The 25,823-nt window shown below is 68.1% G+C and carries 20 protein-coding genes and 1 pseudogene; 4 read left to right on the forward strand and 17 right to left on the reverse strand.

Annotated elements, in window-relative coordinates; translation table 11 throughout:
- Both ABD230_RS03230 and ABD230_RS03235 read right to left on the reverse strand, forming a co-directional pair.
- Window positions 1–462: a DUF3237 domain-containing protein gene (locus ABD230_RS03230; protein ID WP_344369402.1), complete on the reverse strand. Its 462-nt coding sequence runs from the start codon at window positions 460–462 to the stop codon at window positions 1–3.
- On the reverse strand, window positions 459–2,126 hold the full coding sequence (locus tag ABD230_RS03235; RefSeq protein WP_344369403.1) for a CocE/NonD family hydrolase: 1,668 nt from the start codon (window positions 2,124–2,126) through the stop codon (window positions 459–461). The genes ABD230_RS03230 and ABD230_RS03235 overlap by 4 nt, the downstream gene beginning before the upstream one ends.
- A 154-nt stretch (window positions 2,127–2,280) precedes the next feature.
- Here ABD230_RS03235 and ABD230_RS03240 point away from each other — a divergent pair, with 154 nt between their 5' ends.
- Entirely contained in the window at window positions 2,281–2,853 is a 573-nt protein-coding gene (locus tag ABD230_RS03240; protein WP_344369406.1) for a TetR/AcrR family transcriptional regulator, read from the forward strand.
- Between the two features lie 408 nt (window positions 2,854–3,261).
- On the opposite strand, the gene ABD230_RS03245 is transcribed toward ABD230_RS03240, so the two are convergent.
- The 8 genes from ABD230_RS03245 to ABD230_RS03280 form a co-directional block, all read right to left on the reverse strand.
- Window positions 3,262–4,245 (reverse strand): LacI family DNA-binding transcriptional regulator, encoded by a 984-nt coding sequence (locus ABD230_RS03245; protein ID WP_344369407.1) that lies wholly within the window; start codon window positions 4,243–4,245, stop codon window positions 3,262–3,264.
- A gap of 112 nt (window positions 4,246–4,357) precedes the next feature.
- A complete protein-coding gene (locus ABD230_RS03250) occupies window positions 4,358–5,179 on the reverse strand; it encodes an RraA family protein (RefSeq protein WP_344369408.1) in 822 nt (273 codons plus the stop codon).
- An 85-nt stretch (window positions 5,180–5,264) separates the two neighbouring features.
- Entirely contained in the window at window positions 5,265–5,753 is a 489-nt protein-coding gene (locus tag ABD230_RS03255; RefSeq protein WP_344369409.1) for an RpiB/LacA/LacB family sugar-phosphate isomerase, read from the reverse strand.
- A 12-nt stretch (window positions 5,754–5,765) separates the two neighbouring features.
- Window positions 5,766–6,686 (reverse strand): carbohydrate ABC transporter permease, encoded by a 921-nt coding sequence (locus tag ABD230_RS03260; protein WP_344369410.1) that lies wholly within the window; start codon window positions 6,684–6,686, stop codon window positions 5,766–5,768.
- Window positions 6,686–7,645 carry a carbohydrate ABC transporter permease gene (locus tag ABD230_RS03265; protein ID WP_344369411.1) on the reverse strand — a complete coding sequence of 320 codons (960 nt, stop codon included), beginning with the start codon at window positions 7,643–7,645 and terminating at the stop codon, window positions 6,686–6,688. Before ABD230_RS03265 ends, ABD230_RS03260 begins: the two co-directional genes overlap by 1 nt.
- 47 nt (window positions 7,646–7,692) lie before the next feature.
- Window positions 7,693–9,009, reverse strand: coding sequence for an ABC transporter substrate-binding protein (locus ABD230_RS03270; protein ID WP_344369413.1), 1,317 nt, complete (start codon window positions 9,007–9,009; stop codon window positions 7,693–7,695).
- Between the two features lie 100 nt (window positions 9,010–9,109).
- The gene (locus tag ABD230_RS03275; RefSeq protein WP_344369414.1) at window positions 9,110–10,036 is read right to left on the reverse strand and encodes a ribokinase; all 927 of its coding nucleotides are present in this window, start codon (window positions 10,034–10,036) and stop codon (window positions 9,110–9,112) included.
- 136 nt (window positions 10,037–10,172) lie between these two features.
- Window positions 10,173–11,159 (reverse strand): LacI family DNA-binding transcriptional regulator, encoded by a 987-nt coding sequence (locus ABD230_RS03280; protein WP_344369415.1) that lies wholly within the window; start codon window positions 11,157–11,159, stop codon window positions 10,173–10,175.
- Between the two features lie 214 nt (window positions 11,160–11,373).
- On the opposite strand from ABD230_RS03280, the pseudogene ABD230_RS03285 reads away from it, so the two are divergent.
- Window positions 11,374–11,639, forward strand: a pseudogene (locus ABD230_RS03285) (IMP dehydrogenase); the annotation flags it as partial.
- A gap of 144 nt (window positions 11,640–11,783) precedes the next feature.
- Here ABD230_RS03285 and ABD230_RS03290 read toward each other — a convergent pair.
- The 6 genes from ABD230_RS03290 to ABD230_RS03315 all read right to left on the reverse strand — a co-directional run bounded on the left by ABD230_RS03290 (window position 11,784) and on the right by ABD230_RS03315 (window position 21,125).
- On the reverse strand, window positions 11,784–13,538 hold the full coding sequence (locus ABD230_RS03290) for an ABC transporter ATP-binding protein (RefSeq protein WP_344369417.1): 1,755 nt from the start codon (window positions 13,536–13,538) through the stop codon (window positions 11,784–11,786).
- A 106-nt stretch (window positions 13,539–13,644) separates the two neighbouring features.
- The gene (locus ABD230_RS03295; RefSeq protein ID WP_344369419.1) at window positions 13,645–14,571 is read right to left on the reverse strand and encodes a carbohydrate ABC transporter permease; all 927 of its coding nucleotides are present in this window, start codon (window positions 14,569–14,571) and stop codon (window positions 13,645–13,647) included.
- A 10-nt stretch (window positions 14,572–14,581) separates the two neighbouring features.
- Window positions 14,582–15,556 (reverse strand): carbohydrate ABC transporter permease, encoded by a 975-nt coding sequence (locus tag ABD230_RS03300; RefSeq protein ID WP_344369420.1) that lies wholly within the window; start codon window positions 15,554–15,556, stop codon window positions 14,582–14,584.
- Window positions 15,553–16,872, reverse strand: a complete 1,320-nt coding sequence (locus ABD230_RS03305; RefSeq protein ID WP_344369422.1) for an ABC transporter substrate-binding protein — start codon at window positions 16,870–16,872, stop codon at window positions 15,553–15,555. Before ABD230_RS03305 ends, ABD230_RS03300 begins: the two co-directional genes overlap by 4 nt.
- 335 nt (window positions 16,873–17,207) lie before the next feature.
- A complete protein-coding gene (locus tag ABD230_RS03310; RefSeq protein WP_344369423.1) occupies window positions 17,208–18,143 on the reverse strand; it encodes an aldose 1-epimerase family protein in 936 nt (311 codons plus the stop codon).
- A gap of 3 nt (window positions 18,144–18,146) precedes the next feature.
- On the reverse strand, window positions 18,147–21,125 hold the full coding sequence (locus ABD230_RS03315) for a DUF5107 domain-containing protein (RefSeq protein WP_344369424.1): 2,979 nt from the start codon (window positions 21,123–21,125) through the stop codon (window positions 18,147–18,149).
- Window positions 21,126–21,252: 127 nt separating this feature from the next.
- Between ABD230_RS03315 and ABD230_RS03320 the strand changes: the two genes are divergently transcribed.
- Window positions 21,253–22,143 carry an AraC family transcriptional regulator gene (locus tag ABD230_RS03320; RefSeq protein WP_344369425.1) on the forward strand — a complete coding sequence of 297 codons (891 nt, stop codon included), beginning with the start codon at window positions 21,253–21,255 and terminating at the stop codon, window positions 22,141–22,143.
- A gap of 19 nt (window positions 22,144–22,162) precedes the next feature.
- Here ABD230_RS03320 and ABD230_RS03325 read toward each other — a convergent pair whose 3' ends face one another.
- On the reverse strand, window positions 22,163–24,415 hold the full coding sequence (locus tag ABD230_RS03325; RefSeq protein ID WP_344369426.1) for a beta-galactosidase: 2,253 nt from the start codon (window positions 24,413–24,415) through the stop codon (window positions 22,163–22,165).
- Window positions 24,416–24,794: 379 nt separating this feature from the next.
- Here ABD230_RS03325 and ABD230_RS03330 point away from each other — a divergent pair, with 379 nt between their 5' ends.
- On the forward strand, window positions 24,795–25,763 hold the full coding sequence (locus ABD230_RS03330) for an acetylxylan esterase (protein WP_344370110.1): 969 nt from the start codon (window positions 24,795–24,797) through the stop codon (window positions 25,761–25,763).
- Window positions 25,764–25,823: the final 60 nt, after the last annotated feature.

The following is a 25,823-nucleotide window of genomic DNA, read 5'->3' on the forward strand; positions in this document are numbered from 1 at the left end:
TCAGGCGAGCAGGTAGACGCGGATGCAGACCTGGCCGTCCTCGTCGCGGGCGAGTCCGATGAACTGGTGTTCGGCCAGCCAGCGGTGCTGCGGGGCATCCGTCTGGAAGACGGGCGCGGTGCGGAAGTAGAGGCCGGGTTCGTCCTCGGGAACGTTCTCTCCGCGTTCCATCCGCGCGAGCACGTCGGGGGTCGCCCGGAAGTAGCCGCGGTTCAGGACATCGATGACGGCGCCGTCGTCGGCGCGGATCAGGTACCTGGCCTCGAGCTGGGCGGTGCCGTGACGCTCGACCGCCCAGTCCCCGCCGCCGGGCAGTACCACGCCGTTCAGCCGGGGACCGGCGACCGTGCCGCCCGAGATCGGGGTGAACGAGAGCCGCTCCTCGGGGCCGCGGCCGATATGGAGATCGGAGTCGATCGTGGCGCGGATCTCGAAGGCGTACTCGAGGACGGGGTCGATCACGGCAGTTCTCCTTCGAGGACGGGCAGAGTGAGCGAGAGGCCGTCGCGACCACCAACGGCGAGGAACTGCGTGTTGGAGCGGGTCTCGCCCCACGTCCAGGGGTCGGCGCCGGTGCCTGTCTGCGGCAGGAACTCGGGGTAGTCGCTGCTGGAGACGTGTACGCGGAGTCGATGGCCCGCCTGGAGGCGGTACCCGACGTGACCGAGGTCGATCTCGAGGGTCTCGGGTTCCGTCGCCTGCAGCAACTGCTGCTGTCCGCGCGCGATTCGCAGTGCCGTACCGTCCGGGGCGACGTCGAGCAGCCTGACGAAGCAGTCCATGACCGGTCCGTCGGACCGGACGCGGAGCCGTGCGGTCACCGGCCCGGCCAGGTCGACATGACCCGGAGCGGGCGGCGAATCGAATCGGAGTACGTCCGAGCGCTCGCCGATCGGAGCCTCGTCAGGGTGAGACAGCAGGAATGAGAAGGCGTCCGGAGCGCTCGACGGCACGAGGTCGGCGGGATCGTGGGTCCACTGCATGGTCGCCTCCGTGGCGGTGCCGTCCGCGACGAGCCCGCCGTCGACGGTCGCATGGCGGGTGACGGCATGCACGTCAGCGGGCGGCCACGTCGACGCCTCCCGCATTCCCTCGGTACCCGCGAGGTTCCAGCTGACGCGGGGGATGTCGCCCGGTGCGCCATTTCCGCGCACGAACACGTCGAAGAAGGCGATCGCCGGATCGAGGGTGCGGGGCAGCAGATCGCGGATCTGCTGCTCACTGCGTTCCCACACCCGATCGCGCTCGGCATCGAGCAGTCGGTAGCTCTCGTGGTCGATCGACTCGATCCGCAGGTAGTGGTGGGCGTCCCAGTTCGGATGGCGCCCGATCTCATCGACATCGGCCCACGAGAGCGGCGCGCAGTTGTCCCACCATCCGATCGTGTGCAGCACCGGCACGGACCGACCTGCGAACGGGTCCCCGCCCGGGAAACGCTGCAGATGCACCGGATTCGGGTACCACTGGTCGTAGGAGAGCCCGCGTGCGCCGACCTGATGCATGAACTCCTCGGCTTGGGTTGCGAAGTCGCGACGCGACCAGTCGGGCTCCCAGTGCAGTGCATCGTTGGCGAAGAACTGCGTGAGCGGGTACATGTACGTCACGCCCCACTCGACGCGGCGAGTCCGTCCCGGCGAGTTCCGATGCACGGGCTCACCCAACTGCGTCCCGGTCACCCGAGGCGAGATCGCCTTGAGCGCCGGATGCCCGCTGGCGGCGGCCGCCCATTGGGTGTAGCCGTAGTAGCTGTCCCCCCACATCGCGACCCGGCCGTTCGACCACGGCTGCCGGATGATCCAGTCGATCGTGTCGTAGCCGTCGTCGACCTCGTTGACGAAGAGGAGCGCGTCGCCTTCGGAGCGGAACTTGCCGCGAACGTCCTGGGCGACGACGCGGTAGCCATGCCCCATGAAGTACTCCGCGATCTGCGGAATGAAGCAGTAGCGGCCCGACTTGTCGTAGGGCAGCCGGATGAGGATGGTGTCGCCCGGGCTCGTCTCGGCGTCGTCTGGTGCGCCGGGCAGATACACGTCGGCCGCGAGTCGCACCCCGTCGCGAACCCGCACACGCGCCGGGAACGACAGCACACTCTCGGGCGCCGGCGGGGTTCGAACGATGTCGAGCATGTCACTCCTCTACGAGGCGCATCGCCGATCGATGCGGTGAGGTCACGCTACGGATCCGTTCGTAATTAGTCAAGTCCGACTAGACTAGAATTTATCGCGCCGTTACACTCGCATCGGCGGAACGCGCACCAGCGCACGAGAGGAGTACGAGTCGATGGGTCGCCCCTCTGTCGCCGCCGAGCGACGCGCGCAGATCCTGGATGCCACGATGGCGACGATCGCCGAGCATGGCATCCACGCAACCACGCTCGACCGCATCGCCGACGCGGCCGGGATGTCGCGCGGCCACGTCCGGCACTTCGTCGGCAATCGCGACCGGCTGCTCCTCGACACCGCAATCGCGGTGTTCGCGGACGGGAACGGTCGGGTCGGCTCCATACTGCCGTCCGAGGTGGACGACCTCGATGCCGCACTGGACTATCTGTTCGGGCCCGAGTTCAACTCCCCCGATCGGGAGAACGCCGTGGTGCTCGGACTCGTCGAGCTCGCGCGCGTGACCCCGGATATCGCGGACGTCCTCACGACGGCGTACACGGCGACGCGTCTGCAGATCGCCGACCTGATCGCACGTTCGCACCCTCAGGCATCGCAGGAGTCGCGACTGACCGCGGCGTACGGCGTGCTCACCTGCGCCCTGGGCTCGGTGTTCCTCGGCGACTTCGACCGGGATCCGGCGCTCATGGAACGGACACGTGCCGCGGCGGAATCGCTCCTGGCCGCCCTCTGACACGCGGCAGGAGCGAGCGCGTTCACTCTCACCAAGATCCCGAGGACCGTCGACCTGAAGCACTCGCAGCTGAGCACGTTCATTGCCTTGGCTCGCTGGAATGGTGAGCGCGGCCGATCGATAGGGAGCTTCGCAGGCTAGCGGGAATCAGGCGTGCGCATCAGTGGGGCAAGAACACAGAACCCCCGCCTGAGCGGGGGTTCTTCACTGCTGGGGTACCTGGACTCGAACCAAGAACAACTGAAGTCGATCTCGGCGATTCGGGGCCGGCCCGCGAGGGGCGGAATACCGCGGGATTCCGCGGATTTCATGCGCCCAAGTCTACGTGCTGCTACGGAGTGATACGGGCCGAATCTGGTCTCCGAGGGCGTTCTCGGCAGGTTTCTGGTCAAGTGTGACGCCGGTGATTCACGGCGTGCACCCGCAGCTCTCTCGAACGACGAGTTCGTTGTCGAACGTCCAGTGGATGACCTCGGTCGGCTTGTCGATGAGGTGCTGCACCGCGGCGTCCGCCATCGGCCCGATCGCCTGCGCCACTGTGGTCAGGGGCGGATTCATGTAGGCCGAGGCTTCCGTGCCATCGATCGAAACCAGGGCGACACCGTTTGGGACCGCCAGCCCACCGGCTCGGAACGCGCTCGCAGCCCCCACGGCCTGCACGTCCGAGGCCGCTAGCGCAGCTGTGAACGGGATTCCGATCTCGAGCAGGCGCCGCGCGGCTTCGTGCCCTCCGTCGAAACTGAATTCGCCACGAGCGATCGGACCCTCGGACAGACCGTGCTCGGCGAGGGCGCGGCGCCATCCGGCGGCGCGATCGTCGGAGACGCCGCGACCCGGTCCTGCGATCAGCCCGATCTCCCTGTGTCCGTGTTCGATGAGGTGCGACGTTCCGATGTACGCGGCGTGTTCGTTCTGCGTTCGGATGGTGGAGATGGGGACCTCGTCGGGCGAGCGGTCGAGCGCGACGACCGGGATGGACAGACCGGTGAGGCCGGAGACGTCCTGGTCCTCGACGGCGCTGACGAGGATGAGCCCGTCGATGCGGCGCTCGGCGAGGTTCTCGATGTACGAGCGCTCGCGCTCGAGGTCGTCGGCGCTGTTGCAGACGAGGACGGCGTATCGGCGGCGGTACGCGGCATCCTCGATCGCTCGGGCGAGTTCGGCGAAGAACGGATTCGTCGCGTCGGGCACGACGAGGCCGATCGTGTGCGTGCGCCCGACGCGCAGTGAGCGTGCCAGGCCGTCCGGTCGGTAGCCCAGCCTGGCCACGGCGTCGAGCACGCGGGTGCGAGCGGCGACCGAGACAGGTCGAGGCCCGTCGTTGAGCACGTATGACACGACGGCAGGTGAGACGCCCGCTTCGCGTGCGACCTCGTTGCGTGTCACTGCCATCGCCACACCACCTCCCCCATCGGCCGCAACCGACGTCTCGTCGGTCGCCGTTGCGCCGAGCGCACCGGGGTGCGGAGCGCGCTCGATGGCGCGCCCCGCCCCCCGGCTCGGATCACTTGCCCGCGCCCTGGAACTCGGACTCGAGCCGCTGCGCGACCTTCCCGTTCTTCAACAGCTCTCGGAGCTTCTCCCCGTCGGGCGCGTAGGGGTGCGGCGGCACGCTGAAGACCGAGCGGGTGCTCTCGCTCTGCGGGATGCCGAGTACGTCGAACAGTGCCGAGCGGGCGACCTTGTCGCCCTCGGACTCCTGGATCGCGTAGGTGAGCACGTCGTCGATGAGCTCTTCGGGGACGATGATCGCGCCGTCGCCGTCGGCGACGACGAGGTCGTCGCGGCGGACGAGCTGTCCGCCGATCTCGACGGGCATGCTGTGCCCGCCCCACTCGACCCGTCCCTGGTACATCGGCTGGACGATCCAGCGCGACCAGATCGGGATGGCCTTCTGCTCGAGGGTCTCGTCGGAGTCGCGGGTGCCGCCGTTGGTGAGCACACCGCGGGCGCCGAGTGCGGCCCAGATCATCGAGTCCATCGAGCCGACAGCCGGCGTCTGCGTGCCGGCGGTGTCGATCACGAGGAACGAGGTGTCGTCGATCTGGTCGGCGAGGTCGTTGGCGAAGACCTCTCCGTACCAGTACTCGTAGGCCCACTTGGTGTAGTCCTGCGGTGTCATCGTCGGCACCTGCTGCTGGGTCGGGATGTGCCGCATGGTGAGCGCGAAGCCGGCGGCCTTGGTGCGCCAGAGCGGGCGGATCTCGGGCGAGACGGTGCCGAAGTGATGGCGGCCGACCCAGTCCATCCCGTCGCGGACGTCTGTCACGCGGAGGTGGGAGACCGTCTCGAGGATCTCCTTCTTGCGTTCGGTGGAGAGTGACATTTCTTGTACCTTTCTGGTGGTTGCTACTGCAGGTCTCGTCGTCATCTGGCCATCTCGACGAGCGGATGGTGCGGGGTGGTCGTCGTTATCGACCACCCCCCGCCGGTTCCAGACGTGCGGATGCCGCGGCGGCGGCCCGCTCCATCTCGGCGAGTTGCGCGACACGTCGTCGGAAGTCCGGGTCGGTGCTGAACTCGGCGTCGAGGTAGGCGATGACCGCGTCTTCGGCGATCTTGCGCCCGACGATCCAGGCGCCGAGGCAGGCGACGTTGACGTCGTCGTGTTCGACGCCCTGGCGGGCCACGTGGGTGTCGTGGATGACCGCTGCGCGAATGCCGGGAACCTTGTTCGCCGCGATGGCGGCACCGACGCCGGTGCCGCAGACAAGGATGCCGCGGTCGGCCTCCCCGGAGGCGACGAGCGACGTCACCCGCTGGGTCATGACGGGGAAGTCGACGGGCGAGTCATCCGTGGTGCCGACGTCGATGACGTCGTGCCCGAGTCGCCTGAGCAGGTCGAGTACGAACGGCTTGAGCTCGTAACCGGCGTGGTCGTTCGAGAGTGCGATGCGCATGGGCTGCTCCGATCATTTGAGGCCGGTCGTGGCGATGCCGTCGACCAGGAGTTTCTGGAAGGCGATGAAGATGCCGAGCACGGGCAGCAGGGACACGATCGACATGGCGAACAGGGCGCCGAACGCCGAACTGGCGGTCGTGTCGATGAATGCACGCAGCGCGAGCGGCACCGTGTAGAGGTCGGGGTCGGTGAGGTAGATCAGCGGGGTGAAGAAGTCGTTCCAGCTGTAGATGAAGGTGAAGATCGCGGTGGTCGCGAGCGCGGGCTTCGACAGGGGCAGGATGACGCGGAGGAAGATCCCGAGGTGCCCGCACCCATCGATACGCGCCGCCTCATCGAGCTCTCGGGGAATGGCGCGGAAGAACTGCACGAGCAAGAAGATGAAGAACGCGTCGGTCGCGAGCACCTTCGGCATGAAGAACGGCAGGTACGTGTTGATCCAGTCGAGCTCGCGGAACAGGATGTACTGCGGGATCAGGATCACGTGATGCGGCAGCATGAGCGTGCCGAGCATGATCGCGAACCACACCTTCTTGAACTTGAAGTCGATGCGCGCGAACGCATACGCCGTCACCGAGCACGCGATGAGGTTCGCGATGACGCAGAGCGTGGCGACCAGGAACGAATTCGCCATGAAGTGCCAGAACTCGATGCCGGAGATCCCCTCCCAGCCCGTGACGTATCCGTCGAGCGTGAAGTCGTCACCGGGAAGGATGCCCGGGTCCGAGATCGCACTGTCGTCACGGAACGATGCTCCGAGCATCCAGGCGAGCGGATAGAACATCACTGACAGGAGCGCGATGAGCAGCACATGCCGGTAGAACTGGTGGCGTCCGAGGGGGGCATCGGGCCCCCCGCGGCGGTTGCGCCGGCGCTGCGTGGGCGGGACGACGATGTCACGCGTCGGAGGTGCGGTGGTGAGGGTCGACATCATTCGTCTCCGTAGAACACGACTCGGCGGCTGAGTGCGAAGAGTCCGGCGGCGACGGCGCCGCAGATGACCAGCAGCACCCACCCGAGTGCGGACGCGTAGCCCATGTCGAAGTCGACGAAGCCGCGCTGGTAGAGGTACAGGGTGTAGAAGAGCGTCGAGTCGGCCGGGCCGCCGGTGCCGTTGCTCACGATGTACGCGGTATTGAACGCCTGGAACGCGGCGACCACGTTCATCAGCAGGTTGAAGAAGATCACCGGACTGAGCATCGGGAGCGTGATCGACCAGAACTTGCGGAGGCCCCCAGCGCCGTCCACGGTTGCCGCCTCGTACAGCTCGGTCGGGATCTGCTTGAGCCCGGCGAGGTAGATGATCATCGCGGCGCCGAACTGCCAGATGTTGAGGATCACGAGGGTCGAGAGCGCCGTCTCCGGCATGCCGATCCAGGAGTAGTCGGTCGGCAGGCCGATCGCGGTGAGGAAGTTGTTCAGCAGGCCGTTGGCCGAGAAGATGAACCGCCAGAGGATCGCGATGGCCACACTGCCACCGATCAGTGACGGCACGTAGAACAGGGCCCGGTACGCGGTCAGGCCGCGGATGCCGCGCACGAGCAGTGTCGCGAGACCGAGCGCGAAGACCTGCACGAGAGGCACCGACACGATGAGGTACGTGAAGGTCACCCGCAGCGCGGCCCAGAACCGCTGATCCTCGGTGAACATCTTCTGGTAGTTCTCGGTGCCGACCCAATCGGCGTCACCGAGGATGGAGTAGTCGGTGAATGACAGGTACAGGGAGACCACGACCGGGCCGCCGATGATGGCGACGAAGCCGATGAGCCAGGGCGTCATGAAGAGGTAGCCGGCGAGGTTCTCTCGGCGGCGGCGAGCCGCCCCGCGGCGGGGGCCGGCGGCCTTGGCCGCCGTCCCCGTCGCGGTCGGTGCGATTGTGGTGGCGCTCATCGCGACATCCGTTCTCTCGCGAGTGGTGGTGGACATGTCGGGTCCGATCAGTCCAGGGCGTCCTCAGCGGCGGTGAAGAACGCAGCTGCCGCTTCATCGACGCTCATCTCGCCGAAGGCGACCTGCTGGTAGAGGCGCTGCAGCTCAGCGGTGAGCGTGGGCAGGCCCGCGGGGTATGCGGTGGTCGTGAGGTCGCCCGACTCTGTCAGGCCCTGCAGGATCGTCACGTTCTGCTTCACGCCATCGGGGGTGTCGGCGTCGTCGAGCAGTGCGTCCTGCGCCGTCGTGTTGGTGAGGATGCCGTTGTCGGATTGGAATGCCAGCGCGGCGTCCGCATCGTTGGCGAAGAAGTCGATCCATGCAGCGGCGGTCGCGACGTTGTCGCAGCTCTCAGGGATTGAAATGCCGTTCGAGCCGAGGATGTTCGCCGACTCGTCGGGGTCGTCGCTCGGGTTCGAGACGGCCTCGACGGCGGCCCTCTTGCCGGCGCCGGCGAGCGCCTGCTCGGTGATGTACAGGTGCGGGATGTCACGGGTGCCGGATGCCGCGATCCCGTTGGCCATCGGCGTGAGCTCGAGCGCGCCGAGCTGGTCGGGAATGGACGCGGCGGGGATGGCGGCGCCATCATCGGTGAGATCGAGCCAGAACTCGAAGTAGTCCGCGAGCGTGTCCTGGTCGAATGCGAGCTTGCCGTCCTCGACGAACGTGCCGCCGTGGCCGGCGACCCAGGACATGAAGGTGAACATGAGGCCACCCTCGTTCTCGGTCGCGTAGACGCCGTCGGGCAGGCCGTCCTGCACCTCGCGCAGCCAGTCGCCGTACTCCTCCCATGTCAGGTCATCGGTGGGCGCGGGCGCACCGGTCTCCGCGACGAGGTCGGCGTTGTAGGCGAGCAGGCGCACGAAGGTGCCGGTCGGCAGCATGTACTGCTTCCCATCGACCTGGCCCGCGGCGAGCACGTCCTCCGGGATGTCGGAGACGTCGATCTGGCCCGACTCGATGAGGTCGTCGAGCGGCCGGAGCGCACCGTTCTCGGCGTACTGCGCGAGGAACGTGGACTGCGTGCCGGTCGCGCAGGCGAGGTCGTTGCCCGCGGCGCGCACCGTGAGGCGCTCGATGTAGGCCATGTAGTCGGCGACCTCGGGCGACACGGTCGCCTCCGGGTTCGCGTCCTCGAACACGCCGATGACGTCGTCGACCTTCTCAGCGCGGGCCGGATTGCCCCAGAACGCGTAGCTGATCTCGCCGGCGATCTCGCCGTCGGCGGTGCTGTCACCGCCGCCACCGCCGCAACCGGTGAGCGCGAGCGCGCTCGCAGCGGCGATGGTGATCCATCCGAAGGTGCGTCGGGTGGGGTTCGTCATGGTTCCTTCTCCTCTTCGTCGAGTGTCGGCGGTGCTGTGGTTGAGCGGTGGTGCTCGGTCGGATATCTCTCTGGGTTGGGTTGGGCGGTGATTGCGTGGGTCAGGTGCGCTGGTATTCGGTGCCGGATGCGGCGGCCACCGGAGCCTGGGCGCCGCGGCTGGCAACGCTCTCGGCGGCTCGACGGGTCGCCACGGTCATCGCCGCGCGGAGGGTCGCGCCACCCGCGAGCGATGCGGCGAGCGTGCCGGCGTACACGTCGCCGGCGCCCGTGGTGTCGACGACGTGTTCGACGGTGTCGGCGGGGATCACCGTCACGCCGTCGGCATCGGCGAGCACGGAACCCCGCTCGCCGAGCGTGACGATGGTGCCGCACCCGATCGCGCCGCGAACCGCGTTCGCGAGCTGCTCGGGTTCGGTGCGACCGTCGCCGCCGAGGACCCCGCGCGCCTCCCCCTCGTTCACGACGAGCAGGTCGACCTGGCGGAGGACGTCGGGCGCGAGCTCGACGTAGGGGGCGAGGTTCAGCACGATTCGGGCACCGGATGGCGCTGCTCGACGGATCACGTGCTCTACCACGTCCGCCGGGATCTCGCATTGGATCAGCGCGACATCGCCGCGTTCGAGCTCGTCGATCGCGGCATCCACCGTGCCGGAGCCCAGGGCTCCGTTCGCGCCGGACGCGACGACGATGAGGTTGCCTCCGTCGGCGGCGACGACCACGACCGCGAGACCGGTCGGCTCGGAGAGCCGGCTCGTCGCGCTCACGTCGATGCCGTGCGCCACGAGCGCCTCGATGATGCGACTGCCACGCTCGTCATCGCCGACGGCGCCGACGAACGCGACACCCGCGCCGGAACGGGCCGCCGCCACGGCCTGGTTGGCACCCTTGCCTCCGGGACCGGTAGCTGAGGAGGAGGCGAGCACCGTGGCGCCGGCCACGGGGAGCCCGGCCACGTTCAGCACCAGGTCCTCGTTCGCGGAACCGAAGACCACCACGCGATGGGTGGTCGGCTCGTCGTGCGGCATGCGTTGCTCCTCGTTGATCAACTCGTGTAGACAACTCGAGTAGACACATTATCTACACGAGTTGATCCCGTGCGCAAGAGGAAACGGAGATCTTCTCGAAATCCATCATCCGCCGACGGAACGCCCCCGCGAAGGATCAGGCGCGCGCGGCCTCCTGCGCATTGCACCCGCACGATTCGCGGAGCACGAGATGGAACTCGTCATCGGTCAGTCGCCGGAGCCCGGGCGGCCCCCCCGCGAGCGCGAGGTCGAGCGCGCCCGCCGCGAGCCGGGCGATCGGCTGCTGGATCGTCGACAGGCGGGGCACCGCGAACTCGGCGAGCTCGGTGCCCTCCGAACTGATAACGGCGAGATCGCCGGGAACCCCGATGCGGAGGTCGACGGCCGCCCGGATCATGCCGATGGCCTGCGCGTCGGCCTCGACGAAGACGGCCGTCGGCCGGTCGCGCTGTCGCAACATGCGCATCGCCGCCTCGAATCCTCCCGCGCGGCTCGGGGGTGCGCCGAACGATCGCCCCTCTGTGGTCAGCCCGTGCCGTGCCAGCTCATCCGCCCACCCCTGCATTCGCCGTCGGCTCACGACCGGGAGCAGGTCGTTCGTGACGATCGCGATGTTCTCGTGCCCGTGCACGGTGATGAAGTGCTCGGTCGCGACCGCGGCGCTTCGCACCGCGACATCCGGCCGATCGATGACGACGACCGGGATTCCGAGTTCTGCCAGCGATGCGAAATCCTGCGAGGGATCCACGCTCATGAACACCATGGCGTCGACCCGGCGCTCGACGAGCGCCGCGATCTGGCGCCGCTCCTGTTCGAGGGCCCAATCGGTGTTCGCGATGAGCAGCTGATGGTCGATGCGGTAGGCAGCGGCCGAGATCGCCTTGGTGAACTCGGAGAAGTACGGCAACCCGAGGTCCGGCAGGACGAGTCCCACGGACTTCGTCTTGCCGGTGCGGAGGTACCGCGCGACGCCATCGGGCTTGTATCCGAGCTCGTCGATCGCCGTGAGCACCCGGGCACGCGCGCCCGCCGAGACGGGCCTCGGCCCGTCGTTCAGGACGTATGACACCACCGCGGGCGAGACCCCCGCGGCCCGGGCGACATCGTTGCGAGTCACTGCCACCCTCGCATCGTATCCGGGCACTGCTCGGCTCCGACGCAAGAGGCGATCCCCTCCGATGCGGCGTCGCGGACGAGATGGCCGTGCGACGACAGCGCCATCGCCTGCGCTGAGTCGCTGCCTGGGGTGCATTCTCCTGTTGGGCGGTCGGAATCGCGGTTGTGCGCTCCCCACAGTCGGCGGAAGGTGTCGCTCTGCGACACCTGGGTCCCGCCCGATGCAGGCCATCCGCTTGACTCGTGCCGGCGCCCACGTCGGCGATGTCGGCGTCTCGCACGGCGTCCCCCTCGATGGCCAGGAGCTCTACTTCTCCGGAGTCATCTGCACGGCGTGCCGGCCCCCGTTCGCCGATTCCTGCCCGACCTGATCGACCAGATAACTCCAGGCGACGTATTCGATCTCACGCTGCCGATCGAGCAAGCCGCCGACGGCTACCGCGCCATGGGTGAGCGTCGGGCCATCAGGGTGCTCCTCACGTTCTGACCCGTTGGCCTGGGGGACGCTGGGTCCAACACATCACCGAGACGATGCGCTCCGCGCACACGCCGAACGGCTACTGGTCAGGCTCTGACTCGCCGCCCGGGTCGTCGAGGTTCGCTCGATCGATCAGAGCATCCGCCGCAGTGCCTACGGGGCTTGCATCTCCCAGAGCTCGCGGTACCGGCCCGCCCGCTCGACCAGCTCGTCGTGCGAGCCGATCTCCACGATCCGACCGCGGTCGAGCACCACGATCCGATCCGCCTGACGGATCGTCGACAGCCGGTGCGCGACCACCAGCGTGGTCCGACCGACCATGAGCCGCTCGAGCGCTTCCTGGACCTTGCGCTCCGATTCGACGTCGAGCGCGCTGGTGGCCTCGTCGAGGATGAGCAGTCGCGGGTCGCGAATGAGCGCCCGCGCGATCGAGATCCGCTGCCGCTGGCCGCCGGACAGCCGCGCACCGCGCTGTCCGACCGTCGTGTCCCAACCCTGCGGCAGCGCGTCGATGATCTCTTCCGCGTTGGCCCGTGCAATGGCGACCTGCACACGCTCGTCGGGGACGGGATCGAGCCCGTAGGTGATGTTGTCCCGGATGGATCCCTCGAACAGGACTGAGTCCTGCGGCACGACCGAGACCCGCCGCCGCACCGATCGCAAGTCGAGAGTGCTCATGTCGGCTCCGTCGAGCAGGACTCGACCGGAGGACGGGCGCACGAAGCCGAGAGCGACGTTCATCATCGTCGATTTCCCCGACCCGGACGCACCGACGAACGCGATCGTCTCGCCGGGAGCGATCGTCAACGACACGGCGGAGAGCGCAGGGGGTTCGTCGCCGTACCGGACGGTGACGTCCTCGAATCGGAAGCCTGCCTCGATGTCCGGCACCTGCCGCTTGCCTTCGTTCTGCTCCAGGTCGGGCTCGCAGATCACCTCTGCGATGGATCGGATGGACTCGCGACCTCGGGCGATGACCGGCATGAAGCTGAGAACGGTCATCACCGTTCCGGTCAGGGTGGTGAAGTACGTGCCGAGCAACACCACCTCCCCCGGCGTGATGTCGACGGTCTCGGAGACCGAGAGCGCGCCGGCACCGAGCAGGCATCCGATCGCGAGCAACTGCATCAGCACCCAGCTCAGCGCGCCGAAGTGGCCGTTCACCATGTCGAGGCTCAGCCCGCGGCTGCGGACCCCTTCGGCGCGCTCCGCGACACGGGTGAAGGAGTCCTGCTCGAGCCCGTGGGCGCGGGTGATCGGCATCAGCACGGCCATGTCGCCCACGGCCCGCGAGTACTGCTCCATCTCGATGCGGAAGTCCTCGTTGCGGCGGTGGGACCTCTTGCGAAGGAGTGCCCACACCCCGACCCCCAGGGGGATGGTCAACGCGTACACCGGGAGGAACTGCGGCACTGAGAGCGCGGTCATCGTGATCGCACCGAGGAAGACCACGATCGCGGATCCGAGGGGGTTGCCGATCTGGCCGAACATCAGCTCGATGTTCTCCACATCGCGGACCACCTTGCTCTGCATCACCGCGGCGCTGGTGCGTCCGAAATACCCGATGGAGACCGTCTGCAGTCGCGCGACGACGGCATTGCGCAGGGTCACGGCGATCCGCCGAACGATGCCCATGTAGGCCCGGGTGAAGAGGATGTGGGTCGGGTAGACCTGCAGGAGCAGGGCGGCCGCGATGATCCCCAACACTCCGAGGGCTGACAGGGGACCGCCGGCGACGACGTAGTCGATCGCCGCGGCGGTGATGACGGGCAGGAGCCACAGCGGGCTGTCCTTGACGATGAAGATGGCGGAGATCCCGACGAGCCGCGCCCGGTAGGGCCGAAGCAATCCGAGCAGGGACCGCAGGGGGCGTCCGGGGTCGAGTGTCAGGGGCTGCTCAGGTTGCATGTCTTCCGAGATTTCGATCGAGTTCGCGCGAACCCGGGATCGGCGCGGTGGGAGTCGGCCGGCTCCTCGGCCGGCTTCAGGGTCTCAGCGGGGCTCGCTTCGTGACTCATCCCTTGACGCCGGAGCTGATGCCCGAGCCCATGAAGTAGCGCTGGGTGAAGAGGAAGATCACGATGACGGGCAGGATGTAGATGAGGGCGCCGGCCGACTGGAGCGTGATGATGCCGGATCCGCGGGGGTCGAGATATCCGATCGAGGTCGCGACGGCGAGCGTGGTGTTGTTGTAGTTGAGGAGGAGTGCGGGCGCGAGGTAGTCGCCCCACGTCCACGTGAACGTCAGGATGAGCGACGTGAGGATCATGGGTCGCGACAGGGGGAGGAATACCTGCCAGAAGATCCGCCACCAGCCCGCGCCGTCCATGATGGCAGCGTCCTCGAGTTCGAGCGGGATCGCCGTGAAGAACTGCCGGAACAGGAAGATCAGGTACGGGGTGCCGGCGATGCCCCACAGCACCCACGGCCAGTACGTGTTCACCAGGCCGAGGCGCGCGAAGAGGATGTAAGTCGGGATCAGGGTCGCGATCGACGGGATCATCATCGTGGCGAGGATGATCGTGAACAGGGCGTTCTTCCCCCGGCCCCGCAAGCGCGCGAAGGCGAAACCGACGAGCGCGCTGCTGAACGTGGTGAGCACGGACACGATGACTGAGAGGAAGAGCGAGTTCTTGGCATAGTGGAGCCAGTTGATCCGGGTGACCGCCTCGACGAAGTTCTGCCACTGCGGGTCGAACTGCAGGAGCGAGAACGCACCGCCGGAGACCTGTGCCGGCGTCGCGAGCGCCACCAGCACGATGTACAAGAACGGCACGAGGAAGATCGCGGCCGCGATGACCACCGCGGCGTACACGCCGATACCGGCTCGGTTCGCCGACGGATCGTAGCGTCGGCGCGGGCGGCGGGGGGTGGCCGTCGGACTCTCGTCCACGAGGGGCGGAGTGATGGCCCCGACCGCTGAGTTGACCGTGGTCGACATGGTGCTGCTCTCAATCCTGGTCGACGGCGACCTGGTAGAAGACGAAACGCTTGCTCAGCCGCTGGAGGATGAGCGTGAGTGCGAGGACGAAGACGAAGAACACCCAGAGCATCGCGGTGCCGTAGCCGAAACGGTTGTACAGGAAGAACTCCTTGTACACCTGGACCATGTAGAGCGTCGTGCTCTGCGGGATGTTGGACGCCGTGGAGAGGTTGTTGGTCTCGGCCAGGAGCATGGGTTGGACCAGCACCTGGAGCGACGCGATGATGCCCGTGATGACCTGGAAGTACAGGATCGGGGAGATCATCGGCACGGTGATGCTGCGGAACACGCGCCAGGAGCTCGCGCCATCGATCTTCGCGGCTTCCTCCAGTTCGACGGGAACGTCCTGCAGCGAGGCGAGGATCACGATCATTCCGCCACCGAGACCCCAGAGGGTCATCACGATGAGGGCGTAGAACGCGTACGGATCTGCGAGCCACGTCGTCTGATCAGGGCCGCCGAAGAACTCGAGGATCCCGTTGAGGAGGCCGGCATCGCGGTTGAAGATGAGCCGCCACATGATCGCCACCGCGACGATGGGCACGACGGACGGCACGAAGAAGATGGCGCGGACGACACCGCGCGCCCGGATCCGCCGGTTCACCAGCACCGCGAGGAACAGTCCTCCTCCGACGCTCAGGGGAACGGCGATGACGACGTACGCCAAGGTACGCACCAGGCTCGCCCAGATCTCGGGGTCGGAGGTGAAGATCTCGATGTAGTTGCGCAGGCCGACGAAGCGCCAGATCGGCGACTGGCCGTCGTAGTTCGTGAAGCTCGTCCCGAGAGCGAATCCGATCGGAACGATGGTGAGGAGTACGAATCCGAAGATCCACGGAGAGGCGAACAGGTAGAACGTGGAGCTGCGGTAGCGCCGCCACCCGCGGCCGCGGGCATCACTGCCCGCGACCGCGACCGACGTCGCCGTGGAACGGCTGGTCATCCGAGCTGGTCCTTGCCCTGGGCGAGGGTGTCGTTCAGCTCCGCCTCCAGGTCGGCGAGTGCCTGCTTCACGGTCTTCTCACCCTTGATGGCCGCGACCGACTCGCGATCGAGGGCGCTGACGAACACGGCACCGTCCATGTAGGGCGAGGTGGGAAGCGTCGTGACGGCGTCGGCCTCGAGCTTCGCGGTTTCGGCAGCCTCGACCTGGAAGGGGTACTCCGAGGGCAGGTTGCCCCACAGCGACTCGAGCGCGGGCAGGCCCCAGCCGCTCTCGGAGCGCTCGACGGCCGGCTCGCCGCCCATGAAGTACTCCAGCACTCGCCACGCCTGGTCCTTCGAGTCCGACGCGCTCGGGATCCAGCCGCCCACGCCGCCGGCGACCGATGCGATGCGCTCACCGAACGTGGGAGTCGGCACGAGCTGCGCGGTGTCGCGCACGGCCGCGCCGTCGTCGCCGACGAGCATGCCGCCCATCCAGTACCCGGTCATCGTCATCGCCATGCGCCCTGACTGGAAGGCCGGCCCGTCCTGGCCGTCCGGCAGCGGATTGAGGCTCGTGACTCCGACACCGCTCGTGCCGTAGTCCACCAGCCACTGCATTGCGCGCTCCGCCTCGGGCGTATCGAAGTCGACCGCGGTGAGGTCATCGTTGTAGATCTCGCCACCCTGCTGCGCGATCATCGTCGTGAACAACGTGGTCGTGCCCCACTGCCACTCCAGCCCCAGCGGGTACTCCACACCCGCGGCCTTGAGTTCCTCGGCCTTGTCCAGGACGGTGTCCCAGTCGGAGACCTCCGTGGTGCTGAGCGGCTCGACGCCCGCCGACTCGAACAGCGCCGTGTTCTGCCAGAGGGAGGTGTCGGCGCTCCAGTCCTTGATGACGCCGTACAGGTCGCCTTCGCCGCTCGTGCTCCCGTCCCAGCGCCAGAGGTCGTTGACCGGCAGGAGATCGTCCTCGCTGATGACCTCGCTGTCCGCGACGTAGTCGTCGAGGGACGTCGCCAGGCCCTTCGCGAACAGGTTCGGGTTCGGCGAGCCCCGCACGAGGTCGGGCGGATCCCCGGCCGTGAGCGAGGCGTTCAGGCGGGTCTGATCGAATTCGATGAAGTCGATCGTGATGTCGGGGTTGTCCGCTTCGAACGCCTCGATCATCTCGGGGGTGAACTCGTTGCTCTGATACATCACCGTGACGGTCGTGACGCCGTCGGCCCCGCCGTCCTCAGCGGCGGTGCACCCCGCGAGCATCAGAGCAGGAACGGTCAGCGCGGCGAGCGCGACGAGTCCCCTCTTGGCGGGGGCTGTGTGTCGGGACATCTCTGTCGCCTTTCTTCCGGGGTCCGGGTTCATGTCTGGCTTCCCCCGACACTGAGCGGGCCGGATGTTCCGGGCTCTGCGTCGAGCGTGCCACAAGAGTACGTCCGCTCCCGCCGGCCTCACGATGGCCGATCGAACGGGATTCATGGATGAAACGATGGCGTCTGCGGGCCACTGCACGAGTCCTGCTCACCCGCGAACGATCTCTCGATCACGGAGTGATAACGGACGATGTCGCGGATTTCCCCACGTTTCGGTGAGCTGGCGTGGCTCCGCGTTGAGCATCCTGCATGGACGATGACGGGAGTCGCAGGATTCGCTCGTCCTGCCATCGGTTAGGCGAGTCCGCGCACGCGCCAGGCGAATCGCATCGACTCGCCCGGGGCGATCATGAGCAGGTCGCGGCCGGAGTTGAGCGCATCCGGCGGGCAGCTCTGAGGCTCGACGGCAACGGCGTGACGCCGGTCCGCGCCGATGGACTCGTCCGCGGTGTAGATCTGGACCCAGTCGCAGGATTCGTCCCACGTGATCTCGGTCCCCGTGCCGTCCGAAGCGGTGAGGCAGGCTCGTGCGACCCCGTTGCGGTCGCGAGCCAGCCCGGTGAACGCGTGGTTCAGGACCGTCTCCTCGATCATCCGGCCCTCGCGGAAGTCGTAGACGCCACCGCGATGCTCATCGACCGGCACGAGCTCGGTGGGGAGCGAACGCGAGTCCGTGAGCAGGACCTCCGCGCCGGGTGCCTGCAGCGTCCACTGGTCGACGGCCCTCCGCTTCGCATCGCCGGCGAGAAGGTACGGGTGGATGCCGATACCGAACGGTGCGTGCGTCGCACTCTCGTTGGTCGCTTCGACTTCGAGGAGCAGGCCATCCGCGCCGATCGAGTAGGTCGCGTCGAGTCGCACGCGCCATGGGTAACCGGGTTGCGGCTCGATCCACCCGCGCAAGGTGACGGCGCTGAGGTTCTGCCGGATCGCGTCGAAGCGGAGCCAGGCAGCGAGTCCGTGCGATGCGCTGTTCGTGTCGATCTCGTTGATGACGAGCTGGTGGTCCTGCCCGGCGATGCGATAGCGGCCCTCGGCCGTGCGGTTGGGCCACGGGGCGAGGATCGCGCCGCGCATCGCGGGTCGGAGCTCATCGGCCCCGAACGGCACGACGAGGTCGCGTCCGCGGTAGGTGAGCGAGCGCAGGGACGCTCCGACGCCGGCGATGTGCGCGACGTAGTACCCGGCGCGCAGCGTGTGCTGCGCGCCGGACAGGGGGTCGAGCGACATGGGTCAGTCGTCGCCGTTCTCGCGAGAGAACAGGAGCAGCTCGGGGAGGCTCGTGGCGAAGTAGTCGGTGACACCGTCGTCGCGGCGCGCCACCGGCGCCACGTACTGAGCCCGAGCCTCGCCGAGCGAGGCGGGCGGGTCGGTGAGCGGGAGTCCGTTCGCGGTGAGGGTCGCATCCCACGCCGCGATGGCCTGTCCTTCCCCACCCTCCCAGGGGTGGAACGGCCGGGTGACGAGGATCTGGTAGGCAGTGCCCGCGTCGCCTTCGGCCACGAGGAGGCGGACGTACTCGATCGTGAAGTCATCTCGGGTCAGGACGAGCGCCTCGATCGGACGCAACCGCGCCAGTCGGTCCGAGGTCGAGTGTCCGAGCCGGAGGGCGAGTTGGTCCTGCTCGTAGCGGATGCGCGCATCCTCCGGCGCGACCTCGACCGCTCGGGCGTATCGGGCCCAGGCGGCGTCATCGTCGTGCTCGATGTTGTACGCCGCCAACGCCGCGTTGCGGAGCAGGACGGCGTCCGTGCTCCCCGCGTCGATGGCCGTGTTCCAGTGTTCGCTGGCTTCGACGCGGCGCCCGTGCGCATAGAGCAGCATGCCGATGAGGGCGTGCGCGGTCGCGTCCCCCGGTTCCGCCCGCAGCGCGGCCTCGAGCGCGTCGAGGGCGTCGAGTCCGTGCGGGAACGCCCAGGTCTGATCCGCTCGGCGTGCGAGATCACGCTCTCGCGATGCATCCGCGTCCCGGCCGAGTTCGTCGAGCACCTGCGCGGCGAGGTAGTGCGCAATCGGACGCACATTCCCAGCCGGGGTAATCGGCGCGGTCTGCGCGCGCGCGAGGACCCCGAGGGCACCGGACAGGTCACCGGCGTCGCGGAGGTCGAGCGCGATGTCGATGAGCAGCCCTGCCTCAGCCGCGACATCGACCCCGGCCAGATGCCGCAGCGTGGCGTCGAGCGGGTCGACGGTGAGCGCGTCGCTGACGAGCGCCGCAGCCTCTTCGCCACGGCCGACTCGTTCCAGGAGGATCGCGCGCACGGCGATTCGGCGTGTGTCATGGCCGACCACGCCGTCGAGCGTGTCGAGGGCCCGCAGCGCGGCTCCGTTCTGACCGCGACGACTGAGGGACTGCGCCAGGGCGAGTCCGGCTGCGGGCGCCCAGGTGCCGTCCCATCCCGCCTTGCCGAACGCCTGCTCCGACTCGATGACGCGACCGAGGCGGCGCAGCGCCAGCCCGAGCAGGTAGAAGGCCTCGGCGTCCTGCGGGTTCGCGTTGCGGCGGGTGAGGCGGGCGAGGGCGACGTTCGCGCGCTCGACGGCCCGCTGGTAGCGCCCGGCCCGGTAGTCCCGGTCGGCGAGGGCGAGGTTCGTGCGAACGTCTCCCGGATCGCGCTGCAGTGCCTCGTTCCAGTACGGGAGGGGCGAGCGCGTCGGGTGGCGGTACTGATCGAGGTGGAGCCCCGTGAGGTAGAGCTCCTCCACCGACTCGATCGCCTCGGGCAGCGGAGGCTCTTCCGCGACCCATGGCTCCTCGTCGTCGGCGACGGTCGGCGTCCAGCGGACGAGCAGCCGACCGTCCTGGTCGACGAGCTCGGCGGTGACCGTTCCGTCCTCGACGATGGGGGCGTCGAGCGCGGCCGGGATGCCCGGGAGGAGGTCCTGCGTGCGCGAAGCGATGACCTCACCGTCCCGGACGATCCGCAGGACCGCAGCTGCCTGCGGGGCGGTCACCGCGAACGTGGCGGACACGCCTCCCGCTCGCTCGACGTGGACGGCGGCGTCCGGCGTGGCCTGGTGGGCTGCGCCGATCGCGGGAATCGGGTACCAGTACTGGGTGAACACCTTGGTCTCACCCGGAAGCAACCAGCTGAAGTCGGGCTGGTTGTCGGTGTAGACGCCCGCCATGAGTTCGACGTACGGACCGTCCGAGTCGGTGAGCTGGGCATCCCAGGCGTGGCCGAACGGGGCATCGCCCCACGTCCACTGCTTCTTCCCGGGCGAGACGCGGCGCTCGGCCCAGTGGACGAATCCCGCTCCCGCAGCGTGGTCGTAGCCGCCGAAGAAGTCCTGCTGCGAGTCGACGATCATGTACGAGGTCGGCACCGGGATGTTGCGGTAGAAGTCGATGCGGTCCGCGCCGGCCGTCTGGGCCGCGAGCGCCGGGTAGTCCACCCCGTAGTACGGGCGATCGGCTTCAGGGAACGCGGTCAGCGCGCGCCTGGCGTGGTCGGCGACGTAGCGGACATCCTCGGGGAAGAACGACTGGTAGTCGTCGTGCACCCGCGCGGCGACGTTCGCCCACCAGAGGAAGGTCTGTCGTTCCTCCGTACGGTTGTGGAGGCGCACGGCGAGCTCGACCACCGAGCTGTTCGGGCGGAGTCGCACCCCATGCTGTGCGGACATGCGGGCAAACGGGTCGTGGTCGTGGCACCAGACGGTCACCGTGCCGTCGTCGCCGTACTCGATCGACGTCTCGACGGGGAGGTAGGTCGCGGGACGGTGGTGCTGCGGCCAGTTGAACTCGACGCCGCCGCTGATCCAGGGGCCGGCGAGCCCCACCAGTGCGGGCTTGATGACGTTGTTGCGGTAGAAGAAGTCGTAGCCGGTGGTCTTGTCGTAGCCGATGTGGATGCGCCCGCCGAGCTCGGGGAGCACGACCAGGCGCACGTAGGCGTTCTCGAGGTGGATCGCTCGCCAGTCCCGGGGCACTGCCTCGTCAGCCACGTTCTCCGTGAACGGGATCGGATAGACCTTCCCGCTGGAGCCCTGGTAGACGCGGTGGTCGAGGTACATCGGGTAGGGACTCGGCTCCCCCGCCTCGTACGTGCGGATGGTCATCGGCTCGCTCCACGCCACGGCCCCGCCTGCGGCGATGACCGCCTGGAGGTCCGCCGGCGCCTCCGGCAGTTCGAGCTTGTCGTCGGCCTCGGGCGCGGATGCGTCGACGGCGACGTCCAGGACGTCGGAGTGAGTCGGTTCAGCGGTCATCGCTGACCTCCAGTGGAGTATCGGCCCGCGCTGCGGGGAGTGGTTCTCGGTACGAGGGCGACAGGCAGGCCCACTTCGAAGTTAGACGGGGTCGCGACGACTGAGTATGGTGAGATCGAGGATGATCATGGACGAAACAGTGATGCACACCCCGCCGCACTATCGGATGGACGGGTTCGAGCACCAGCGGCTCTGCGTCATTCCCCGCCCGCAGGTCGAAGCGGCGCTGGACCGTCCGGTGACGCGTCGGCTGATGGTGACCGATGCGGGCTACTTCCCGGCAGCGAGTGGGCACCGTCGGGTGCGCAGCAGGGGTGCGAACGAGACGATCGTGATCCTCTGCGTCGCGGGCGCGGGCACCGTCCGGATGGGGGCGGACAGTCATGCGCTCTCCCCGGGATCGTGCCTGGCGATCCCCGCGCACCGCCCGCACGAGTACCAGGCGTCGTTCGAGGATCCATGGACGATCTGGTGGTTGCACGTTCGGGGCACGGACGCCGCCGAACTGACTGGGACGCTGCTCGGAAACGGGCAGCCGATGGTCCGGCTGAGGTCGCTCGATCGCGTGATCGCACTCTTCGACGAACTGGTGTCGCTGATGGAGCGCCGCCTGTCCCCGGCACAGTTGCTGGCGGCGTCGGGGGTGGCGTGGAATCTCTTGACCCGCATCGCCGCCGACAGCGTGCTTCCTGCGGACGGGTCGCCGTTGGAGCGGGCGATGAGGTACCTGGAAGCGCGCGTGGACGGGAGCATCCAGGTGGCCGAGCTCGCGTCGATCGTGGGGATGTCGCCGTCGCACCTGAGTGCGCTCTTCCGCCAGGCGACCGGGGGTGGGCCGGGAGCGTTCCACACGTCGCTCAAGATGGCGCGGGCGCGGTCGCTGCTGGACACGACGAACCTGACGGTCGCCGAGGTCGCGGCAGCCGTCGGGTATGCCGATCCGCTGTACTTCTCTCGCCACTTCCGCCGCGTCCACGGCGTCAATCCGACGACGTACCGGGCCCACCACAAGGGGTAGGCGGGCCCGGCACGACGCACTACGCGAAGGTTCGAGTCCGGATGGGACGCAACGTCGCGGAGCGGATCGCGAGCGTCGGTTCGGTGACGGCGGGACGCACCCGAGGGTCGACGTACACGCGGGTGCTCGGGGACCATGCGAAGGCCTTGAGCTCGAGCGGATGCTCGGCCAGCGCCGCCCGGTGCGGCGCGAGGTCGATCTCGAAGGCACGGCCGTACCAGAACTGGTCGGCGATGAGCTCGCCGTCGATATAGGCCCGGATGACATCTCCGGTCCAGTCGAGCTCGAGGATCGCGTGCTCCGCACCGCCGAGATCGGTGTCGCGAACGCGGATCTCCACAGGGGAAAGCGCAGCGAAGTCGTCGTCGATCGGTGCCGAGAACCGCTGCGACGAACCCGCGCGCCGGACCGGAACGAGAGGCGCCTCGGAGAAGGCCGGGGCTTCGAGCTCGATCCGGGTCGTGCCGGCGGCGACGTCGTACCGTGCGAAGACGGGGTCGCCCACCTCGGATTCCGTGCCGGCGATCGCGGGGATCGTGATGAGCTCGGCATCCGCCTCGGGCAGCTCGACGCGGAATCCTTCGTGGTCGAACCAGCCGCTGCCGTGCCAGATGACGACGGTGTCGCGTCCGCCGACCGCTCCGCGCCACACCGCTTCCGCGGTCGGCGCATCGAGGAAGACGAGCGTGGTGTCTCCGATGCGCACGCGGCAGTCGAGTCCCGGCACGCCGTGCGGGGTGACGACGACGCGACTGCCGACGCTCGATGCATCGCCGCCGGAGATGTCCGACTCGTCCACGCCGTCGATCTGCAGCTCCACCGGGACGCCTGCGGTCGCGGCGAACAGCACGACCGGCCCGGCGGGCGTGACGATCTCGGTGATCGGCTGCGCCGTGGCCGTGACCGCTTCGATCGTGCCGAACCGCTGACGGAGCGGCCATGCGAAGTAGGTGCCCGATTCGAGTGCGAATGGCGCACTCGGCACCGTGACCGTCGAATCGTCGAAGTCGACCGTGAACTGCACGCCGTCGACGGCCGGCAGAGCGGCGATCGCCGGTTGGTGGTTGTTCGCGAACAGGAACGCGCGCTCACCGTCGCCGCGCACCGCCCATCGGGGGGCACCGGGTGCGGCCTCGGGGATCGTCGTCGCACTGGTCGCGAAGGCGTCGCCGAAGGCGTCGAGCATGAGGTGCTGCTGCCGCAGCTTGTGGAAGTGCGGGCGTTCGGTTCCCTCCGCGCCCAGCGGTGCGAAGAAGTCGTAGTCGCGGACCGGCATGTCGTTCGGGTATCCGGTCTCGTGCGACTCCTGCGTGGTCGACAGTTCGCCGATCACCTGGTGACCGCCGTGGTACATGTAGTACCCCTGCCATGCCGATCCGCTTCCGACCTTCGTGAGCGCGAGTGCGGCGATGTCATCTGAGTCGACCAGCGGGCGGCGGTGGTAGGCGATGGCCATCCCGCCACCGAGCTCGCAGGTGACGAACGGCCACGGATCGTCGGCTCCGAGACTGGCCTTGGAATCCACGTCGACCGGAGCGTCGCGAAGATCGGCGCCGACGGTGAGATCGTCGCGAACGGTGTTGTACGTGAAGTGCATCACGCCGAAGGCGGGCCAGCCGGTGTCGGATTCCTCCCAGAACCCGTCGGAGTAGCCGGCGTAGACGGGCAGCACGCGTCCACGCGGTAGCTCCGCGCCGCCCCAGCCGGTCGCAGTCCAGAGGCTGGCCTTCATGCCGGTGGCCTCGGCGATGCTGCGGAGGGTCGCGAGGTGGGGGCCGTTGTCGTACAACTCGTTGTCGACCTGGATCCCGACGATCGGGCCGGCGGGGTTGTCCGCCGAGTGGAACAGGCCGCGCACCTGCTCCTCGATCGCGGAGTACCACCGACGCGCGAGGTCGAGGTATCCGGGGTCGTTGGAGCGATGCGCGATCGGAAGGTTCTGCAGCCAGTCGGGGAATCCGCCGTTGCGGCCCTCGCCGTGCGCCCACGGCCCGATCCGAATCATGACCTTCAGGCCCACGCGATCCGCGGTTTCGATGAAGCGACGGATGTCGCGATGGCCGTCCCAGCGGACCCGGCCTTCGATCTCCTCGTGGAGGATCCAGATGAGGTAGGTCGCGACGACGTTGATGCCGCCGGACTTCATCTTGCGCAGTTCGGTCTCCCAGCGCTCGGGGAGGTCGCGGCTGAAGTGGTACTCCCCCATCACCGGGATCCACGGCGTGCCGTCGACGGTCACGTACCGAGTGGTGAGCTGAATGCGGTGGCCCACGTCATCGTCGTCTCCCATCTCGAGCGGTGCGACGCTCACGGGTGCGGGTGCGGAGACGCGTACGCGATTCGTGGGTCGGGCGCTGGGATCGGTGATCAGGACACCGGAGGCAGGCTGTTCGCCTTCGAACTGGTCATTCACCCCATCGACGCTACGAGACGGGGAGCCCCGTCCCAAGAACGATCGGATGGCGGATCTGGACGATCCGACGATCGCTCGAGGCCCATGCGCTGAGCGCACCACACCGAACCTTCGTCGGATCGTGCATGCCGGGGACTGGATCGTCCTGCCACGCGCGTCCCGGAGTTCCGTAGGTTCGAGCGTTGGGGCTCGAGTTCTCGGAGCCTACCGAACAGCCCGAAGAGGAGTACTCAGCGCGGTGGCACACTTCGATCTCCCCCTCGACCAGCTTCGCTCCTACCGGCCCGACGTCGCCGAACCAGACGACTTCGACGACTTCTGGGGCGGGACGCTCGAGGAATCGCGCTCGCTGGCTTCTCCGCCCGTGCTCGCGAGGGTGGACACGAAGCTCCGCACGGTCGAGGCCTACGACATGACGTTCTCGGGGTTCGGTGGCGAGCCCGTGAAGGCATGGCTGTTGCTCCCCGCCGGGACCTCCGGACCCTTGCCCGCGATCGTGGAGTACAACGGCTACGGCGGGGGCCGAGGCCTGCCGCATGAACGCCTCACCTGGGCCTCGTGCGGGTACGCCCACCTGTTCATGGACACGAGAGGTCAGGGCAGTGCCGGGTCGGCGGGCGGTGCGACCGCGGATCCCCACGGCAGCGGCCCATCCGTGCCGGGATCGATGACGAAGGGCATTCTCGATCCCCACGACTACTACTACCGCCGCGTCTTCACGGACGCCGTCCTCGCGATCGACGCGATCAAGGCGCTCGATCGAGTCGATCCCGCACGCGTGACGGTCACCGGCGGCAGCCAGGGCGGTGGGATCGCCCTCGCCGCCGCGGGCCTGGTCCCCGACCTGGTCGGGGCCATGCCGGATGTCCCCTTCCTCGCCCACTTCCAGCGGGCGGTGGCGATGACCGATGCCGATCCGTACAACGAGGTCGCCCGCTACCTGGCGGTGCACCGCGGCGACGACGCAGCGGTGTTCACCACGCTCTCGTACTTCGACGTGGTCAACTTCTCCAAACGTGCCACCGCCCCGGCGCTCTTCTCCGTCGGGCTGATGGACATCATCTGCCCACCCTCGACGGTGTTCGCCGCCGCGAACCACCACGCCGTCGGCGCCGAGGTCGTCGAATATGCCTTCAACGGCCACGAGGGTGGCCAAGGCGTGCATTGGCTGCGGCAGAGCGCGTGGCTCGCCGACAGGATCGGGTGACGCAGCAGCGCTGGCGGGAGCACGGTTCGGACGGCCGGCGAGATGAACCCAGGTGTTCCT

The sequence above is a fragment of the Agromyces tropicus genome (assembly GCF_039531345.1).
Lineage (GTDB): Bacteria > Actinomycetota > Actinomycetes > Actinomycetales > Microbacteriaceae > Agromyces > Agromyces tropicus.

Coding starts and splice junctions, on each gene's coding strand:
- ABD230_RS03235 (WP_344369403.1), bottom strand. CDS start 2,126: ATGCTCGACATCGTTCGAACCCCGCCGGCGCCCGAGAGTGTGCTGTCG.
- ABD230_RS03240 (WP_344369406.1), top strand. CDS start 2,281: ATGGGTCGCCCCTCTGTCGCCGCCGAGCGACGCGCGCAGATCCTGGAT.
- ABD230_RS03245 (WP_344369407.1), bottom strand. CDS start 4,245: ATGGCAGTGACACGCAACGAGGTCGCACGCGAAGCGGGCGTCTCACCT.
- ABD230_RS03250 (WP_344369408.1), bottom strand. CDS start 5,179: ATGTCACTCTCCACCGAACGCAAGAAGGAGATCCTCGAGACGGTCTCC.
- ABD230_RS03255 (WP_344369409.1), bottom strand. CDS start 5,753: ATGCGCATCGCACTCTCGAACGACCACGCCGGTTACGAGCTCAAGCCG.
- ABD230_RS03260 (WP_344369410.1), bottom strand. CDS start 6,686: ATGTCGACCCTCACCACCGCACCTCCGACGCGTGACATCGTCGTCCCG.
- ABD230_RS03265 (WP_344369411.1), bottom strand. CDS start 7,645: ATGAGCGCCACCACAATCGCACCGACCGCGACGGGGACGGCGGCCAAG.
- ABD230_RS03270 (WP_344369413.1), bottom strand. CDS start 9,009: ATGACGAACCCCACCCGACGCACCTTCGGATGGATCACCATCGCCGCT.
- ABD230_RS03275 (WP_344369414.1), bottom strand. CDS start 10,036: ATGCCGCACGACGAGCCGACCACCCATCGCGTGGTGGTCTTCGGTTCC.
- ABD230_RS03290 (WP_344369417.1), bottom strand. CDS start 13,538: ATGCAACCTGAGCAGCCCCTGACACTCGACCCCGGACGCCCCCTGCGG.
- ABD230_RS03295 (WP_344369419.1), bottom strand. CDS start 14,571: ATGTCGACCACGGTCAACTCAGCGGTCGGGGCCATCACTCCGCCCCTC.
- ABD230_RS03300 (WP_344369420.1), bottom strand. CDS start 15,556: ATGACCAGCCGTTCCACGGCGACGTCGGTCGCGGTCGCGGGCAGTGAT.
- ABD230_RS03305 (WP_344369422.1), bottom strand. CDS start 16,872: ATGTCCCGACACACAGCCCCCGCCAAGAGGGGACTCGTCGCGCTCGCC.
- ABD230_RS03310 (WP_344369423.1), bottom strand. CDS start 18,143: ATGTCGCTCGACCCCCTGTCCGGCGCGCAGCACACGCTGCGCGCCGGG.
- ABD230_RS03315 (WP_344369424.1), bottom strand. CDS start 21,125: ATGACCGCTGAACCGACTCACTCCGACGTCCTGGACGTCGCCGTCGAC.
- ABD230_RS03320 (WP_344369425.1), top strand. CDS start 21,253: ATGGACGAAACAGTGATGCACACCCCGCCGCACTATCGGATGGACGGG.